General features: G+C 52.3%; 16 protein-coding genes and 1 pseudogene. 13 read left to right on the plus strand and 4 right to left on the minus strand.

The annotated features are described in order from the left end of the window. The first annotated feature begins 118 nt into the window (after positions 1-118). The 11 genes from FPL14_RS15755 (at position 119) to FPL14_RS15805 (ending at position 13,196) form a co-directional block, all read left to right on the plus strand. The gene (locus tag FPL14_RS15755) at positions 119-1,477 is read left to right on the plus strand and encodes an ABC transporter substrate-binding protein (protein WP_182298452.1); all 1,359 of its coding nucleotides are present in this window, start codon (positions 119-121) and stop codon (positions 1,475-1,477) included. 73 nt (positions 1,478-1,550) lie between these two features. Beyond that, positions 1,551-2,432 carry a carbohydrate ABC transporter permease gene (locus tag FPL14_RS15760; protein WP_182298454.1) on the plus strand — a complete coding sequence of 294 codons (882 nt, stop codon included), beginning with the start codon at positions 1,551-1,553 and terminating at the stop codon, positions 2,430-2,432. Beyond that, positions 2,429-3,265 (plus strand): carbohydrate ABC transporter permease, encoded by an 837-nt coding sequence (locus FPL14_RS15765; RefSeq protein WP_182298457.1) that lies wholly within the window; start codon positions 2,429-2,431, stop codon positions 3,263-3,265. The genes FPL14_RS15760 and FPL14_RS15765 overlap by 4 nt, the downstream gene beginning before the upstream one ends. Positions 3,266-3,310: 45 nt before the next feature. Then, positions 3,311-4,855 carry an alpha-L-rhamnosidase-related protein gene (locus FPL14_RS15770; protein WP_182298459.1) on the plus strand — a complete coding sequence of 515 codons (1,545 nt, stop codon included), beginning with the start codon at positions 3,311-3,313 and terminating at the stop codon, positions 4,853-4,855. 126 nt (positions 4,856-4,981) lie between these two features. Further along, positions 4,982-6,271 (plus strand): ABC transporter substrate-binding protein, encoded by a 1,290-nt coding sequence (locus FPL14_RS15775; RefSeq protein ID WP_182298467.1) that lies wholly within the window; start codon positions 4,982-4,984, stop codon positions 6,269-6,271. Positions 6,272-6,387: 116 nt separating this feature from the next. Beyond that, positions 6,388-7,143, plus strand: coding sequence for a class I SAM-dependent methyltransferase (locus tag FPL14_RS15780; protein ID WP_182298469.1), 756 nt, complete (start codon positions 6,388-6,390; stop codon positions 7,141-7,143). Positions 7,144-7,420: 277 nt separating this feature from the next. Further along, positions 7,421-8,941: an argininosuccinate lyase gene (argH, locus tag FPL14_RS15785; RefSeq protein WP_182304008.1), complete on the plus strand. Its 1,521-nt coding sequence runs from the start codon at positions 7,421-7,423 to the stop codon at positions 8,939-8,941. 41 nt (positions 8,942-8,982) lie between these two features. Continuing rightward, complete coding sequence (locus FPL14_RS15790) at positions 8,983-9,954, plus strand: amidohydrolase family protein (RefSeq protein WP_182298471.1); 972 nt, start codon at positions 8,983-8,985, stop codon at positions 9,952-9,954. Further along, on the plus strand, positions 9,929-11,314 hold the full coding sequence (locus FPL14_RS15795; protein ID WP_182298473.1) for a sugar ABC transporter substrate-binding protein: 1,386 nt from the start codon (positions 9,929-9,931) through the stop codon (positions 11,312-11,314). Before FPL14_RS15790 ends, FPL14_RS15795 begins: the two co-directional genes overlap by 26 nt. A 69-nt stretch (positions 11,315-11,383) precedes the next feature. Next, positions 11,384-12,316, plus strand: coding sequence for a carbohydrate ABC transporter permease (locus tag FPL14_RS15800; RefSeq protein ID WP_182298475.1), 933 nt, complete (start codon positions 11,384-11,386; stop codon positions 12,314-12,316). A gap of 16 nt (positions 12,317-12,332) precedes the next feature. Further along, positions 12,333-13,196: a carbohydrate ABC transporter permease gene (locus FPL14_RS15805; protein ID WP_229263532.1), complete on the plus strand. Its 864-nt coding sequence runs from the start codon at positions 12,333-12,335 to the stop codon at positions 13,194-13,196. Between the two features lie 136 nt (positions 13,197-13,332). Here the strand turns inward: FPL14_RS15805 and FPL14_RS15810 are convergent. Then, positions 13,333-14,624 (minus strand): annotated as a pseudogene (locus FPL14_RS15810) (homocysteine synthase). 254 nt (positions 14,625-14,878) lie between these two features. Between FPL14_RS15810 and FPL14_RS15815 the strand changes: the two are divergent. Then, positions 14,879-15,460 carry a 5' nucleotidase, NT5C type gene (locus FPL14_RS15815; protein WP_182298477.1) on the plus strand — a complete coding sequence of 194 codons (582 nt, stop codon included), beginning with the start codon at positions 14,879-14,881 and terminating at the stop codon, positions 15,458-15,460. 11 nt (positions 15,461-15,471) lie between these two features. Here FPL14_RS15815 and FPL14_RS15820 read toward each other — a convergent pair whose 3' ends face one another. Next, the gene (locus FPL14_RS15820; RefSeq protein ID WP_182298479.1) at positions 15,472-16,146 is read right to left on the minus strand and encodes a DUF7948 domain-containing protein; all 675 of its coding nucleotides are present in this window, start codon (positions 16,144-16,146) and stop codon (positions 15,472-15,474) included. Between the two features lie 95 nt (positions 16,147-16,241). Here FPL14_RS15820 and FPL14_RS15825 point away from each other — a divergent pair, with 95 nt between their 5' ends. Beyond that, positions 16,242-16,670, plus strand: a complete 429-nt coding sequence (locus FPL14_RS15825) for a DUF6157 family protein (protein WP_182298481.1) — start codon at positions 16,242-16,244, stop codon at positions 16,668-16,670. 79 nt (positions 16,671-16,749) lie between these two features. Here the strand turns inward: FPL14_RS15825 and FPL14_RS15830 are convergent, their stop codons facing one another. After that, a complete protein-coding gene (locus tag FPL14_RS15830; protein ID WP_182298483.1) occupies positions 16,750-17,457 on the minus strand; it encodes a hypothetical protein in 708 nt (235 codons plus the stop codon). Positions 17,458-17,472: 15 nt separating this feature from the next. Continuing rightward, positions 17,473-18,255: a hypothetical protein gene (locus FPL14_RS15835; protein WP_182298485.1), complete on the minus strand. Its 783-nt coding sequence runs from the start codon at positions 18,253-18,255 to the stop codon at positions 17,473-17,475. Positions 18,256-18,397 lie beyond the last annotated feature (142 nt).

Here is an 18,397-nt window from a genome sequence, read left to right on the forward strand (position 1 = left end):
TCCCAAAAAATGCGGAGCGGATACAAAAAATGCAGCGCTTATGAAGGGTCGGGTAACGAATTACAATTGATCTTGTAAGCGAGAAGACAAACTGCATTCCTAAATAGGGGGAGTAAAAATGAAGACCTGGAAATCGAAAATCGCAGGCGTTGCTTTGGCTTCGCTGTTCGCGGTTGCATTGAGCGCTTGCGGCAGCTCTAATTCCAATTCCGACGCATCGGCTAGCCCGTCAGCCGGCGCATCGGCAAACCCGTCCGAAAGCGCGGCTAACTCCGATCCGGTAACGTTGACAATGCTCGTATCGGGCGCTAAAGCGGCAGAAGGCGCGGATTTCGAACTCGATACGTTGCCGAAGCTTGTGAAAGAGAAATTTCCTAACGTAACGCTGGAAGTTCAGAAGCTTCCCGACGAGCAATATTACACCTCGGTCAAAGCTAAGCTGGCGGCCGGCGAAGGTCCGGATATCTTCCTAGTCTTCCCGAAACTCGCCAACATGGGAGCTATCGAAGTGGCCAAAGCCGGGTATGCGGCAGATTTGTCCGGAATGAGTTTCTGGAACAATATCAGCAAGGCGGCGGCAAGCGACATGAGCTTCGAAGGCAAGCCTTATGCCGTAGCAAAAGGAATGGACATTCTCGGAACGTACTATAACAAGGAGTTGTTCGCGCAAGCGGGCATCGCCGAGCTTCCTAAGGACTGGCCGAGCTTCCTGGCGGATGCCGAGAAGCTGAAAGCGGCAGGGGTTACGCCGATCGTTATGGGCGATAAAGATCCGTGGGTCGTACAGTTCGGCATGTACCAGCTAGCGGCTAACACCGTCTATCCAACGGACCCTGAATTCGACAACAAGCTGCAAACCGGCGAGACGGCTCTGACCGATGCGAAATGGGTCGAAACCGTAAACCAGTACAAGGAGCTGTACGACAAAGGTTACGTTGCTAAAGGATCTCTGGGCATGGCAAGCGCTCAAGCCGTCCAGCAGTTCGTCGACGGCAAAGCGGCCATGATCTTCACCGGTACTTGGGATCTGCCAGGTCTTGCGGCCAAAGGCGCAGTCGACTTCGAACGCGGATTCTTCTCTTTGCCGGGCAACAAAGCGGGCGAACCGTTGTATGCTTCCGCATCGACCGCGGCGGGATACGCATTGAACGCGAAGTCCAAGCATCTTGACTTGGGCAAACAAATTTTCGAATACCTGTATGACGGTCAATCTCCGCTGTTCCAAGCATGGGTGGACTCCAACCCGTCTATCAGCGTCTTCAACGGCGTTGAATTGAAGAACGAAATTTTCAAAGACGTGTTGAGCGACATCCAGAACACGGGCAACGCGTTTTATTTCTCCAATCAAATGTGGCCTGCGGGCGTTAGCGACGTGATGCAATCGAAATTCGCCGAGATCATCGGCGGCAAGAAAACGACGGCCGAGGACGTTACAAAAGCGATGCAAGACAAATACCAAGAGCTTAACAAAGGTTAATAGTCGAGGGTCATCAAGGGGGATTCTGTAATCCCCCTTGATGTAATTTTTTTCTGGAAAGGAAAGAAGCATCATGAACAGTGCCGTCATGAAAAAAACGATGTATTTCTTTGTGCTGCCGGCTCTTTTATTTTACTGCATGTTCTGGATCCTTCCGATCCTTAAGCTTTTTCAGTACAGCGTGACGGACTATAACGGCTATGTTCAGAAATTTAGCTACGTGGGTTTCGACAATTTCAAAACTTTGTTCGACTCGGAAATTTTGGGGCTTTCCATCAAGAATACTCTGATTTACACCTTTATTACCGTAGTGCTCGGCAATGTTATTGCATTGGCGCTTGCTTTCCTTCTGAATGCGAATATTAGAGCCAAGGGTCTATATCGTTCGGCTTTCTATATCCCGACGCTGTTTAGCGCGATCGTAGTCGGGTTCATCTGGAGCTACGTTTATATGCCGGACGAAGGACTGATTGCCTCTTTCTTGAATAAAATCGGCATCTCCGGAATCGACACCAATTTCTTGGGCAGCTACTCCAAAGCTCTCTATTCGATTATCGCGGTCGATATTTGGAAGAATATCGGAACGAGTACGATCATCTTCTTGGCCGGTTTACAGACCGTTCCTCATGATTTGATCGAAGCGGGGAAAATCGACGGAGCAGGCCGGTGGAAACTGGTACGGTTCATCAAAATTCCGATGCTTGCCACTTCCATCACGATTAACGTCACGCTCAGCGTCATCAACGGACTGAAGGCCTTTGACTACCCGTTCATCATGACCAACGGCGGTCCGGGCACGTCGACGAATACATTGATTTTCGCGATCTACAAAATGGCCTTTACCGATCAACAGTTCGGCAAAGCGTCCGCGCTCGGAATCATCTCGTTCGCGCTCATTATCGCGATCACGGCTGTATTCGTATTCACCTTAAACAGACGGGAGGTTTCGGCATGAATCCCGGCTCGCTTACGAAGAGGTCGCTTACGCATGTCGCGATCATTGCCCTGGTGTTCGTTAACCTTGTGCCGCTCTTGATTATCCTTTCCAGTTCGTTGCGGTCGCCTAAGAACATGACCGACCCTTTGAATTGGTTCAACGAGTTTACGCTTGAGAGCTTCAGATCCGCGTTTTCTCGCATGCACTTTCCTACGGCGTTGTGGAATAGCGCTGTATTAACCGTCGTATCGGTCATTTTCGTCGTTCTCATGGCCGCTATGGCCGCGTATCCAATGGCGCGAATCAGAAGCCGAGCCAGCCGGTTTCTGTATATTTTCTTCCTGTCGGGTCTCGTCGTTCCGGGGCAGATGGTGCTGATTCCGGTCATCCAGATGATCAAGGGATTCGGGATTCCGATGAACCAATATACTCCGATCCTAATGTTCATCACGTGCAGCCTTCCGTTCTCCACTTTTCTGTATACCGGATTTATCCGCAGCAGCGTTCCGGAAGAGATCGAAGAAGCCGCGCACATTGACGGAGCCGGATTGTTCCGTCGATTCTGGCAGATCGTTTTCCCGCTTATTCTCCCGGTTACGGTATCCGTCGTGATTACCCAAGGGGTCTGGATTTGGAATGATTATTTCTTCAACATGGTGTTTATCACTAAGGCGCTCGACGCTCCTCTTCCGGTAGCCATGCTCGGATTTTTGGGCGATCAGCAGAATCCCGCGCAATGGAATGTGCTATTCGCGGCGTGTATCCTGTGCGCGCTTCCGCTCCTGCTGGCATTCCTTGCCCTGCAGAAATATTTCGTGGGCGGATTGACGGTCGGTTCGGTTAAGGGATAATGGCGCCTTCGGGAAGAAGCTAGATAGGAAGAGGAGGCACGGAGGATGAGTTTAAGTTTTGTCGAGATGGCGGAGAGCCTTAAGCCCGAATTGATCGAGAAAAAGGTATATCCGACCCGGTTGGTCGAGATGAAAGCCGATACCGAAGCCTTTCAAGGATGGGCGGTGCAGGAGTCAGGGTCTATCGAGTCTCTGCGGACAGAGGCGTTCAGTAAAGGCGACAGCATGATCCTTGATTTCGGAGACCACCATGTGGGCAGGTTGACCTTGTCGCTGCAATCGGTTGATGCGAGGGCGGACTCGCCCGTTCGGCTGAAATTCATTTTCGGGGAAATGCCTTGCGAGATCGCCGAAAGCTTCGACGATTACGAGGGGTGGCTGGACCGCTCGTGGCTGCAAGACGAAATCGTCAACTTCGACGTGCTGCCCGGGACATATACTCTACCGCGAAGATATACGTTTCGATATTTGAAGATCGAGGTTATCTCTCCCGCCAGGAAATTCAAAGTCGAGTTCCCGGATATTTACGTGACGACGGAGACGTCCGCGGACGTCTCGCAGGTTCCTGCTTTGCCTGACCACGTGCCGGAACAACTGCGGGAAATGGATCGCATCGCGGTGAAAACGCTGCAAGATTGCATGCAGACGGTATTCGAAGACGGCCCTAAGCGGGATCGGCGGTTGTGGATCGGGGATCTGCGTCTTCAAGCGCTTGCCAACTACTATACGTTCAACAATCATGAACTCGTCAGAAGGTGCTTGTATCTGTTCGCCGGGTTGCGTCTGGAGGGAGGACAAGTCGGCGCCTGCGTATACGAGAAACCGGAGCCGGCCGGCGATGACATCTATCTGTACGATTACTCGCTGTTTTTCGTATCGACGCTTTACGATTATTATTCCGTCTCGGAAGATCGGGAGACTCTGGTCAGGCTTTGGCCCGTGGCGCTGGAACAAATCGAAATATCCCTCCGGCGGCTGGATGAACGCGGAATCGTGAAGGATGATCCTTCGTGGTACTGTTTTACGGATTGGCACGAGAAGTTAAACAAACAGGCTTCCGCGCAAGCCATATTGATCTATTGCTTGAAGCGGGGGCTGGCACTGGCGGTAGAATTGGAACTGGAAACGGAAACGGTCGCTATCCGTGATCACATCGAACGCGTATCCGACGCGGCGCTGGCGCATCTCTGGGATCAACGGCAAGGATACTTCGTCAGCGGGACGGAACGCCAGGTTTCCTGGGCGTCTCAAGTATGGATGGCGCTAGCCGAGGTGATGGATACGCAAGCGAACGGGGCATTGATGGATCGTCTCTTCGATGATAATCTCGAAGTCCGGCCGATGACGCCATACATGTATCATCATCTCATCGAAGCTCTTATTTCGTCCGGAAGGAAGGACAAAGCTCTGGAACAAATGAAAGCTTATTGGGGACAAATGGCTAGCGACGGAGCCGATACGTTCTGGGAAGTCTACAATCCGGAGGACAAGAAGAATTCGCCTTACGGCAGCAACCTGATCAATAGCTATTGCCATGCGTGGAGCTGCACGCCGACTTATTTTATTCGAAAATATTTTCTGCAAACGTAATGTATCGGAGACTCCCTCGGGGAGTCTTCTTTATTGAGCCCGAAACAAAGGGTTATACTGATATTCAATAGAAAATCAATCAGAAAACATCTAAGGCATGTGGTGAACGTGAGGAAGAAATTAGCGATGTTTAGGACAATCGGATTTGCAGGTAGCGTGCTGCTTCTGGCGTCATGCGGTAATCCGAGCGGAAGCGGTCAATCTGAAATCGCCAACCCGATTACGATCCTCTACCTGACTGCCAGCAATGAGGATCAGGGAAGCTCCAAAATCATCGGCGAGCTGGCTAGCGAATACCAACGGCAACATCCTCATGTGAATTATCGATTCGAAAGCGTTCGGGACAGCGATCTTTCCGAGAAAATTCAATTGCTGGCCGCCAGCAACGACCTCCCGGCCCTGTTCGGTTACCAATCCGGCAAACCGCTGCTCGATATCATTCAAAGCGGCGCGGCGCTCGACTTGGAACGGACGTTTCAGCAATTGGGCATCTACGACAAGCTGAATCCGGCGGCAGTCGAATTGCTAAAGAAATACGTAGACAATACGGGATTGTACGCCCTGCCTTTGGAAATGAACATCGAAGGCTTCTGGTATAACAAGGAAATTTTCTCTCGGCTGAATCTAACGGAACCGAAGACGTGGGACGAAATGACCGCTGCGGCCGAAGCGATCAAGCAGGCGGGGCTTCAACCTTTTGCCGTCTCGGGAAAAGCCAAATGGCCGATTACCCGATTGATCAACGGCTACGTCATTCGCAAGCTCGGAGCGGACGCGATGGAGCGCGTAGATCGCGGGGAGCTTGATATTACGGACCCGGGGTTCATAGAAGCGGCGGACGCCGTTCAGAAGATGGGGCTTAACGGTTACTTTGGACCGGACGTAAATGCCGTCGATATAGGAGATTCTTTCGATTTATTCGTACAAGGGAAGGCGGCGATGTTCTACTCGGGAAGCTGGTCGATTCGAGACTTTAATGATCCGTCGCTAAATCCGATCGGTCCCGATAATACAGGGTTTTTTAGCATCCCCCTCGTCAAAGGAGGAGTGGGTTCCCTTGATGATTATCCGGTTAATGCGGGCTTAACGACCTCGTTTTCCCAAGAAGCCTACAACGAAGAGGTAGGCCGGTGGATGAAGTTCGTGTTCGAGCGTTACGGAGATCGCGCCATGGGCGAGCTAGGGATGATAACGGGTTTTAAGGTCGAGGAAGTACCGGAAGAGGTTCCGCCGCTTACCCGTATGGTTCAGGGGAAATTGGACCGCGTCAAAAATGGTGCGTTGTGGTTCGAGGCAAGGTTTAATACACGAACGCAACTGTTAGCGTGGGAAAATGCTCAGCTCCTTGTTACTGATCCGTCGTTTACGCCGACGGAGTATATGGGGCAGCTTAAACGGGCGATCTCTAGCCAATAATTCGTTTTTAGTGTACTCGCGCATTCGAAAATGAACTATAATGGATCGTAATAAATGAAATTTGGTTTTGCTGCGTGAAACCAAATCGTATTTCCGGAACGGGAGCGTGAAGCGCGATGAACAACAAAGAACGGTTCTCTAGCAGAGTGGATACTTACCGGAAATATCGGCCCAGCTATCCTTCGGAAGCGATCGATTATTTGTATGGGGTCGTTGGTTTGAATACGGATTCCGAGGTGCTGGACATTGGAGCGGGAACGGGCATATTTTCCCGGCTGCTGCTGGAGAGAGGAACGTCCGTAACGGCGGTCGAGCCGAACGAAGCGATGCGGGAAGCGGCGATGGCCGCCTCGAAGGACGATCCCCGTTTTCGTGCGGTACCGGGTTCCGCGGAGGAAACGGGATTGCCGGATCGCTCGTACGATTATATCGTTTGCGCTCAGGCTTTTCACTGGTTCGATCAAGCAGCGGCGAAGAAGGAGTTCGGAAGGGTGCTCAAACCCGGCGGAAAAGCGATTCTGGTGTGGAATACGCGGTTGACGAGCGGCACGCCTTTTCTCGAAGGATATGAGGAGTTATTGCATTCTCTGGGCACGGATTACGGCAAAGTAAACCATCGGAATATCTCGCGCGACATGTTGCTCTCTTTTTTCAAGCCCGGCGCTCTTAAGGAAGCTCGCTTCTCTATCCGGCAGGTGTTCGATTTTGAAGGGTTGAGCGGGCGATTATTTTCATCGTCTTACAGTCCGCAAGAGGGACACCCTAATTACGAGCCGATGATCGCGGCATTACGGGAGTTGTTCGACCGGAATGAGGTGAACGGGACGGTAAACTTCGATTACGAGACGGAAATTTACTGGGGCGAAGTATAGACGGGACTGACTATTCGGCGGTTCTTAGCCCTTATCCATGCAGGCCGGGTTCTTCGCGTGGAAGAGCCTGGCTTTATTATTTTCAGAAAAGTCGGTAAAATTCTTTGTTGACAGAACGTTATGGCGAGCATAAAATGAGAAATCATAAAGCTGGCAGTTATTTATTGCCAATAAACCGACTAAACCAATAGGTTTAGAAAAGTATCGACCAGTACACTGGAGACCAAACAGGCTATACGTTTGGTCTCTTTCGTTTTCTCGGGGAGGGTGATGGTGCATTAAGGCTTCAAGGGAACGGCAATCGGAAGAAGGCGGGGTTTTCCCGGGCAAAGCCTATGCGGATGTGGTGCTCGAACCGGCCTACAGGCAGGCGCAAGAGGAACTTCTCGAGCCGATGATTGCCGTCAACAAGGCTCATCTTATTATGCTGTCGGAGCAGAGGCTTATTAGCGGGCAGCAGGCGCGGACGATCGCCCAAGCTTTGCTGGGGTTAGATTGCGAGAAGCTGCGCTCCCGTCGTTACACGGGACAATTCGAGGACCTGTTCTTCGAGGTAGAGCATGATTTGCTGGAGTCGGCGGGCGAGCCGGCAGGCAACTTGCATTTGGCTAGAAGCCGCAACGACATGGGAATCGCCATCTATCGAATCGTATTGCGCGGCAAGCTGCTGGGTGCGCTCGAGTCCGCGTTCGATCTACGGCAACGACTGATCGAATTTGCCGGAGAGCACGTTGAGACGCTGATGCTCGGTTATACGCATACGCAGCAAGCCCAACCGACGACGATGGCGCACTATATCGCCGCCGTGTCGGATTCGCTTACCCGGGATATCAGAAGGCTGAAGTCGGCCTATGCGAACTGTAACCGCAGCAGCATGGGAGCAGCGGCCTTGACGACTTCGGGCTTCTCCATTGATAGAGCGAGGGTAGCCGAACTGCTAGCGTTCGACGGATTGATCGAGAATGCCTATGACGCGGTAAGCGGCGCCGATTACGTAGGGGAGATAGCGACGGCAGTATCGCTAGCCGCAGTTAACATGGGCAGATTCGCGCAAGAGTTGCTGTTATGGAGCTCGCAAGAATTCGCGGCGATCCGGGTAGCCGCTCCTTACGTGCAGATTAGCTCGATTATGCCGCAGAAGCGTAATCCCGTTTCCATCGAGCATATCCGTTCGTTGTTGTCTAGCTGTGCAGGGGACGCGGGGACGGTGCTAGCCATGATCCATAACACGCCCTTCGGCGACATCGTCGATACGGAAGACGATCTTCAGCCCTACGCATGGAAGAGCCTGCGAACGTTAGAGTCGGTATACCGATTGTTGGCACGAATCTTCGCTAGCTTGGAAGTGAACAAAGACGAGCTTCGGGCAAGGGCCGAAAGGAGCTTCGCCACGGTCACCGAGCTGGCGGACACGCTCGTGCGCAAGGAAGGGCTAACGTTCCGCTCCGCCCACAAGGTGGTCGCGCGGCTGGTTCGGAAGATCGGCGAAGAAGAGGGCTTAACCGTTCGAGACCTCACCCTTGAGCGACTGAAAGAAGCGGCGAGGAGTACGATCGGGCGTTCGATCGGTCTATCCGGCGAAGAGCTCGCGGAAGCGCTCGATCCCGTATACTTCGTCGCCGTGCGCAAGCTTCTTGGCGGACCGAGTCCGCAAGAAGTCAAACGCGCGTTGGCCGTTCAAACGGAGAGATCGGCCACCGAACAAGCGTGGCTGAGTCAAAAGAAGGAACGCCTTATTCGCGCGAACACGGTACTGGACGACATACTAGGCGATTGGATTCGGTCGACGGATAGTTGAGAGGGAAAAGGATGCACATCGGCCTAAGGCAGGAGGAATGAATGATGTTCAGAGCGGGATTCAAAGTATTCGACATACATGGTCATTTGCCTTACCCCTATCCGGCTATCTATGAGCCCGACGATAGGATAACGGAATATAGCAAGGAACGAGCCGAGCGGATGCGGCTGACCTGGGATTTCACTGCCGAGTCCTCCGATCCCGCGGAGGCCGCAAGGCCGCTTGCCGACCGTTGGTTGGATCAATTGGACAAATACGGCATCGGAGGGCTTAATTTTCTGACCGGGCCGACCAACGACGAGCTGGCTGCTCAGATCGCCAGAGCGCCGGACCGATTCACCGGATTCGCATCCCACCCGATCGAAAGGCCGGATGCTTTGACCGAATTGGTACGCGCGGTAGATGAGCTGGGGCTGAGAGGGTATAAGCAGTTCGGACCGTTGACGCAAGAGTCGTTCGACGATCCTTCTTTCCGGCCGGTATGGCGGTTCTTGGCGGAGCGCAAGCTTCCCGTTCTCATCCATTTCGGCTTGCTAGGGCATGCGGGGGGCATCGTGCAGCACCGAAATATTAGCCCGCTGTCGATCTTTAACGTAGCCCGCGAGTTCACGGATATTCCGTTCATCATCCCGCATTTCGGGTCGGGATACTTCCAAGAATTGCTTCACTTGAGTTGGAGCTGTCCGAACGTGTACGTGGATACCTCGGGCTCGAATCAATGGGTGAGATGGATGCCGTACGAGCTAAATCTGGAAATTCTGTTTCGCAGAACGTATGAGCTGATCGGTCCGGAACGCATTATTTTCGGAACGGATTCGCTTGGTTTCCCAAGAGGGTACAACTACCGCTATCTTCAGGACCAGGTTCGGGTCGTCCGAGATCTGCGTTTCCCGGAAGCGGACATCGAGGCGATATTCGGCAACAACGCGAGAAAGCTGTTAAAGGTTCAACCTATTCCGGCATTAGACAAAGAGGAGAGAAAAGAACATGAGCAAACTGTACCTGCACGCTAAGGCTAATAAGTTATCCCTGATTCTATTGGCATTCCTTCTCGTATTGACGGCTTGCGGAGGCAATGGCAATAACGACTCGAACAATGCCGCGGCTTCTCCGGCAACGGAATCGGGCTCGGCTCAGCCGTCCGAGAAGTCCGCTGCCTCGCCTTCCGCCAGCGAAGAGAAAGTCACGATCGAGTACTGGCAATACGAGTTTCCGGCCAAGGTGGATTTGGTCAACGAATTAATCAAGGAGTTCCAGACGCTGCATCCGAACATCACGGTCAAGCAGACGAACTTCCCTTACGACCAGTATAGCCAGAAGGTCGCGACGCTCGTCCCTGCCGGTAAAGGTCCGGACGTTATCAACCTGTACTACGGCTGGTTGCCGCAATACGTATCCTCGGGGTATTTGCAGCCGTTGCCCGAAGATGCGTTCCCGACGGCGGACATCGAGAGCAACTTCTATCCTCTGGTGAGCGCGGCCAAGATTGACGGTTCTTATTATGCGATACCGACGGCCGTACGCACGCTGGCCCTTTTCTACAACAAGGATCTATTCGCCAAAGCCCAAATTACGGAGCCTCCTGCCACTTGGGAGCAGCTAGCGGAAGCTTCGAAGAAGCTGACGGAGAAGGATTCCAAGGATCAATTCGTCATCGAGGGGTTCGCATGGGAGCCGGGCGCGCAACTTCATCACTGGTATCGCGACGGCTTGTTGCCGCAAGCGGGCGGCCAGGACCTTAGCGACGACCGTCGCAAAGTATTGTGGGATCAATCGCCTGCCGGCTTAGAGGCGTTCCAATATTTGCTCGATTTCGCGATTAAGCACAAGGTGGGAATCAACGGTTTCTACAATGACGATAGCAATGCGTTTAAGACCGGGCACGCGGCCATCAACGTGGACGGCTCCTTCCGGATCGGTTCGCTCAAGAAGGACGTTCCGGATCTGAACTACGGGATCGCTCCTCTTCCGTCCTACAAAGGGAAATCCGCTCCGTCCTCGTTCTGGGCGAACGCGATTCCGAAGAACGTCGAGGGCGCCAAGCTGGAAGCGGCCAAGGAATTCCTCAAATTTCTGACCAGTAAAGAGGTACAAGAGAAATGGGTGGATCGTGTGGGCGAGCTGCCCGCGCAGAAGGCCATCGCTACCCAGGATAAATATTTGAACGACGAGAAGCTGGGACCGTTCATTAAGCAATTGGACGATAGCCGGGCGCATTTCTTCATCGACGAGACGCAGGAGAAGACGTTGTTCGTCGACGCGACGAACGAAGTATTGCTGAATAACGTGCCGGTCGAGACGGCTTTCAAGGATTTGGTAGCCAAAACCCAGAAGCTGTACGACGACTACTGGGCCAAACAGGACAAAAAATAAGCGATAGGCGGGCGGGCGCTCGGCGGGAGTCGTCGCCCGACTCTTAACGAAACGGAGGCGATTACCCGTATGATCGCATACGCCATCCGACTAACCGCGCGCAAAAGCCGCGAGCTGCTAAGCATAAGGCTATCCTACAGGGTGCAACGCTATCTGTTCATTTATTTAACCCTCGCGATCCCTTTGATTTATTTTCTGGCCACGCGGCTGCTGCCCATTCTCTATTCCTTCAATGTGAGCGTGCGGGAGTGGGATTTGTTGTCTTCGGAGAAACCGTTTGTCGGCTTCGCGAATTTCGGCGGGTTGTTCAAGGACGAAGTTTTTCGCAAATCGATCGTAAATACTTTCGTTTTCGTCGCGGTCGGCGTTCCCGGACAGATCGCCGTCGGGCTTGCCATAGCGCTCTTGCTGAATAATGTGCAACGGCTGCGCGGACTGTTCCGAACCGTATACTTCATTCCATACGTGACTAGCGCGGTTGCCGTCAGTTGGGTGTTCCGCTGGATTCTGATGCGCAACGGATGGTTAAACGAAACGTTGCTGAATCTGGGTTTAGAGCCGCAGCTATTCCTGCTGTCGCCGCGCCAAGCCATCTATCTCATTACGCTAACGATTATCTGGCAGAACATCGGCTTTCAAATGTTGATATTCGTTACGGGGTTGGAAGGTATCCCGAAAATGTATTACGATGCGGCCGCCATCGACGGAGCCGGAGCTTGGCGAAGATTCCGGCATGTTACGGTACCGCTCTTGAATCCCGTCATCGTCTTCTCGGCCGTCATCGGGGTCATCTCTTATTTGCAATCGTTCGGACAGGTGCTGAGCATGACGAACGGCGGACCTCTGAATTCCACGACGACGATCGTGCTCAATATCTACAATCTGGCCTTTCAGAAATTTCAAATGGGGAGCGCGGCCGCGGCTACCGTGATTCTATTCCTCATGATTCTGGCGCTGACCTTGCTGCAATTCAAAGTGTTGAACCGCAAAGTCGAATATTGAAAAGGAGGCGGATGGCGTGAGCGCGCCTATTGCTTATAAGAGAAGAACGTACGGTAAGCCGGTCGCGGCCCTATTAATCGCCGGGCTCCGCTATTTGCTGCTAGGACTCGGCACCGTCGTCGTGCTGTTTCCTTTTCTATGGATGATCGGCTCTTCGTTCAAGCTGCCCAAGGATCTGTATAGCTTGCGGATTATCCCGGAGACGTTCACTTGGGATAATTACAATGCTATCTTCGAGAAGGCGCCGTTCGCGAATTGGATCGGCCATACTGTGGCTATTGCCCTGATTACGACGGTAACCGTGTTGATCTTCGATACGGCGGTCGGATACGTGCTGGCCAAATTTTCTTTTGCCGGCAAAGCGGTCATCTTCCTGTTCATTATTAGCACATTAATGGTCCCGACCGAGATGCTCATTATTCCCTGGTATCTGATCGCCACGGAATTAGGATGGTCGGATACGTATTGGGGCGTACTTTTCCCGGGAATAATTACGGCGTTCGGCATTTTCCTCATGCGCCAGTTCATGGATTCCTTGCCTTCCGAATTGCTCGACGCGGCTAGAATCGACGGGCTTAACGAATGGGGCGTTTTGCTGCGGATAGCCATTCCGATAGTCAAGCCGGCCATCGTTACGCTAATGATTCTTACCTTCATCGGTAGTTGGAACCAGTTCATCTGGCCGCTTATCGTGCTGCAGACGGAGACGCGATTCACGTTGCCGGTGGGCATCGTGTACTTCTCCAGCGAGCTCAAGGATTCGAGCAACTGGCTTCTCATCATGACGGGAGCTACCGTCTCGATTGTTCCGCTGATCTTGGTTTTCCTTATCTTCCAGAAGCAGATCATTCGGGGAATCGCCTTGAACGGCATGAAGTGATGAACTTTGATGTACTTCCTTATTAGAGGGAAACGAAGGCACTTTTTTGGTCTTGGTGCTGCAAATGAGGCAGTTGCGGCTCAATGAAGTTAACATAAGAAAACCGTCAGGAAGCCCTGACGGTTTTCTTCGTATGTTACTGCTGGCTAGCCGAGATAGCTTGCTCAAGATCGTACAGAATATCCTCGATCGCTTCCGTTCCGATAGAGAGGCGGATTAGGCCTTCGCTTACTCCGGTGGATAGCTGCTCTTCGGGGGATAGCTGTTGGTGCGTCGTGCTCGCGGGGTGGATGATCAGCGACTTGGAATCGCCGACGTTGGCCAGATGCGAGAATAATTTGACCGCGCCGATGACTTTCTTGCCGGCTTCCGCTCCGCCTTTAATGCCGAAGCTGAGAATCGCGCCTTGGCCCTTCGGCAAATACTTCTTGGCTAGCGAGTAAGACGGATGGCTCTCCAAGCCGGGGTAGTTGACCCATTCTACGGCCTGGTGGCTCTCCAAGTACTTGCGACCGCCAGCGTATTCTGGCTGTGGCGTTCGATGCGCAGGTGGAGCGTCTCCAACCCTTGCAGAAGCAAGAAGGAGTTGAACGGTGAGAGCGCCGCGCCGAAATCGCGCAGGAGCTGAACGCGAGCTTTAATAATGTAAGCCAGCGGCCCGACGGCTTCCGTAAATACGACGCCGTGGTAGCTAGGATCGGGAGTCGTCAGGCCAGGGAACTTGTCGTTCGCCGCCCAATCGAATTTACCCGAATCCACGATTACGCCGCCTATAGTAGTCCCATGTCCGCCGATGAATTTGGTTGCCGAATGAACGACGATGTCTGCTCCGAAGTCGATCGGACGCAGCAACAGCGGACTTGGAAAGGTGTTATCCACGATAAGAGGAATTCCGTTTTCGTGGGCGATGTTGGCGACCGCTTCGATATCGAGAACGTCTCCCTTCGGGTTGCCGATCGTTTCCGCGTAGAGAGCTTTGGTCTTGCTGTTAATCGCTTTGCGGAAATTTTCCGGATCGGACGGATCGACGAACCGAACGGTAATGCCGAGCTTCGCGAAGGAATGCTGGAATAAGTTGTACGTTCCGCCATAGAGGCTTGTCGCGGATACGATTTCGTCGCCGCTGCGGGCGATGTTCAAGATGGAATAGGTAATCGCCGCTTGTCCCGAAGCGGTGGCAAGGGCGCCGACTCCGCCTTCGAGAGCCGCGATCCGTTGCTCGAACACGTCCGAGGTAGGGTTAGTCACGCGGGTATAGATGTTGCCGAGCTCTTGAAGCGCGAACAGGCTGGCCGCATGATCGGTATCGCGGAAGCCGAAGGATGTCGTTTGATAGATCGGTACCGCGCGCGCGTAAGTAGTCGGATCGATTTGCTGCCCTGCGTGAATCGCCAATGTTTCCGGTTGTAGCTGTCTTTCCTCTGCCATATGGATCAGCCTCCTGATTTGGGGTCGACCGACAAAAAAGGCATCTCCCTCTTCGCGCGCAAGCGCAAATGAGTTAGATACCTTCAGCGGTCTGATGGGTAATCTTCATTTTTAAATTCCGATTAAATATATAGGATTTATATGGATAATAACAATTTTTAGCATCTGCGTCAACAAGTTTTCAACGAAAATGCCTGCCGAGGCGTCTAATAGGGTATGATGTAGGAGTGGAAGAAAAACAAGGGAGAGCAACTATGAAATTCGGGTTCGACATCGATGACACTCTGCTTAATCTACGTGAACACGCTTTTCGAATATATAACGTTAAACTGAACAAACAAGTAGGAATGGAAGCTTTTCACGCGTTGACGACGATTCCGATTCACGAAGCTTTCGGGCTGTCGGCGGAAGAGGGCAAGCAGCTATGGAACCTTCACCGGGACGAAATTTATTATTCGGCGCCTCCGTTCGATGATGCCGTAGAAGCTCTGCAAGAGCTCGAAAAGCAAGGGCATGAGGTCTATTACGTGACCGCCCGTTCGGCGGAATATTGCGAGAGAACGAAGGACGCGCTAGTCCGGACGGGCTTCCCGGTTCAGGAGAGCCGATTCTATTGCGGGATGGCCGATTCCGAGAAGATTCATATTATAAGGAAACTAGGCTTGGACTACTATTTCGACGATAAGCCGGCGGTTCTCGACACGCTAACGGAGTTGGATATGGCGGTCTATTGCAAAGACAATCCGTATAACCAACATCTAGACTTTCCTCGAATCGTGAACTGGAGAGAGCTTCTAGAGATCGCACAACAGGCTAGCAAGGGAAAAGCGGAGTAGCCGAACTAATCCTACTTAATGATGAGTTCAAGCCGTCTATCGTAACCTTCCGGGAGTTCGAAGCCTATCGTTGTCCTTTCGCGGGGACAGGAACGCAGCGCGTATCTACAGGAGACGGGGACCGACTCGGATTTCCTTATCTGGTAAGCCGTTGGCTTCGGCTCGATGAGCTTGCCCAGATCCGTGTCGACGACCAAGCTGCCGTCACGGTTTAAACTGATATCGTTGCAGCCCTTGCAAGCCAGTCGAATATCGTCGGGTCGTCCGTTCGAACGAATGATCCAATCGTATTTTAGCGACTGTTGCTGTTCATGGATAAGGACATCGATCCCTTGCCAAATTTCTCGACAAATGACTTTCCTATAGGAAGGGAGGTTCATGTAGCGGAAAGCGGAGCGGGGGCCCGTGAAGTAATGGAAGGAGCCCGTTTCTTGGTCTATTCCTTCTACGATCGTATCTTCGGCAGCTCCGACGAATCGCCATGCAAGATGAAGGACGTTCCGGATTTCATTGGGTTGGCAGATAGTCATACTGACTTCTTGAGATGAGATGCCCACGTAATAGCCTAATTTCTCCGCAATGAAAGAGACGTTAGCGTCAGCTTGTCCTTGATTGGGGATGAATAGCAGGGGCTGATGCCGATAGAGTTCCGGGAAGGCGGGTAATAACTCGTTATCAGCGGGCATTCTGAAAGCCTCCCATCTCGCTTCGCTGCATGCATCGATTGAGGATATGAAGGAAGCGGATTGTCTTATTCCGAAAAAAGTAGGAGGCGGTACCGATGGAATGGAATTACTACAATACATTCATTACGGTTTCGAAAGATTGTCCGGCAGAGAGAGGCATGGTCCCCCCGGAGAAGAAAAACGGCAAGACGAAACCGGGGATCGAATACGAATTAGTCTTTAATCATCCGTATGCCTATACGCAGGAAGATGTGCTGTTCGAGACTCATTTGCGGCACAAGGAAGTTCCCGAGGAGGAGTTATCCGTCCGGCGGGATGACATTCGCAGCGCCTTTTTCTCTAAATCGATGGCATGCATGAGGGCTTCCATGTTGCCAAAGAAATACGGATGGGGACTGCACTTTAACGCGGAAGGCAAGGTTGCTCTTATCGCGAGAGAGTCGGCGGAATACGATCATTACGCGAATGGCGGCGAAGAGGGGATAAAGGTAGTCGCCGCTATGCGGAATAGTAAGGAAAAGTAACGTACATCAGCTGTACGGCGCAAAAATGAAGGGTTGATTCAGCGGACGGCGTAAAGTCTACCGGATCAACCCTTATTTGTTATCCCTTTACGGTAGGTTCGGAGCCTTTCGCAAGGTTATTCGAAACCCAATCGGGAGCGTCCGATTTAGGCGTCTCAGATTCGGGAGCGCTCAGCTCGGGAGCGTCTAACTCCGCTGCGGCCGATTGCCGGCTAAGACTGGCGTTCTTCAATCCCCGAGACACCAGAATGCACAATGACAGGAATACGGAATACAAGGCGACGTCAAAGATGCTGGATACCAGATAGAGCGTTGCGCTAGGGTCTTCCATTCTAGTGATAACTCGAGTAAGCCCGCTGGTGACGAAGAATAAAATAATGAGCGGTGCGGCCAATCCGCTAATGAACCGTCCTTGCTTGAGAGTGGCGGGCAATCTTTGCATATATTGTCCCATCCGGTAATAGGTGGATGGAATTCCGTAGAAGTTGAAGAAAGGGATCATCATGCAAGCGAGCGACATGCCCGGCGTGCGGGAATAGAACGGAAACAAATCCCTCAAATCCACATGAACGCGATAAATCCAAATCAAGTAGATAACGAGCACGATGAAGTAGAGTACGGAGGCGCATATGCCGACAAACCCGTCCAGGGAGTAAGCGTAATCAACGTATAAGTTAACGTCGATAGCCAAAACGACGGTACACAACAGACTGATGGATACTAAGGCAACTAAGGCCCAGAGCAAAATTTTGAGCACGTTCGACAACACTTCGGAATAAAGCTTCATTTATAAATTCTCCTCTTAGGATGGATTCAGGTTTCTTAGAAAATCCAGCGCGTCTTCCATGGTATCCACGGGAACGACCTCAAGCCGCAAGCTCAGTTCCTTAGCCACTAATGCGGCTTCTTCTTCGTTGCTTATACCTTCGTAGTAGAACCGGTCCTTGTCCTTAGGAACGAAAAAATAGTCCGCTCCGGCCTGCTCGGCCGTCCGCAGCTTATCGCGTATCGCGCCGACGGATCCGACCGAATGATCGATCTCTATCGTTCCGGTTCCCGAGATGATATATCGTCCGTTAGCGGAGAAGTCCTCTTCGCGGGCTTCTTCCACAAGCCCGATGGCTAGCATAAGCCCTAATGAATCTCCGTAATAATCGGAGGTTTCTTCGATCAGGCCGTCTAGCCTCTGATCGAATTCATCTTCGGTTACCGGGTTATCCGTTTCCTCATCGGCGGAAGTGATCGCGTTCATTATCGTCTCGTCGCGGGCTTCTTCGCCGATCTCCTCGTAGGAGTCGAAGCTATCCGCCGCGGAAGCGTCCGCGGGCACGAATTCCGCTTCGGGGAATGCCCGTTCGGTGGACCAACGCTCGAATAAATTACGAGTGAAGCCCTCGCGCACATAACAGAAATGAACGCTGCCGTTGACCCCGACATCCTGAACGGAAACAATCTCGCCGGGTGCGGAGAAAACGTAATAGCGAGGGAGGAAGCAGATAATCGCGGCGCTAACGGGGAGAAGGAGAAGCAGACTTACGATGATGATTTCGGGGCGAATCCGTCTTTTCGTTCGGTTAGCAATCAACTGCACACAACCCATTCTTGTAAAAATGTCCCATCGTTATCAATAATTCGACGATAATCTATTAATTCCTTCGAGCTCTGCCTTGCCCGTTCGACAAATTTTACACAAGACGCGCCTATGGATGATTCAGAGTTAAATATTT

Origin of the sequence: Cohnella cholangitidis, from assembly GCF_014107495.1 — a bacterium.
Lineage (GTDB): Bacteria > Bacillota > Bacilli > Paenibacillales > Paenibacillaceae > Cohnella > Cohnella cholangitidis.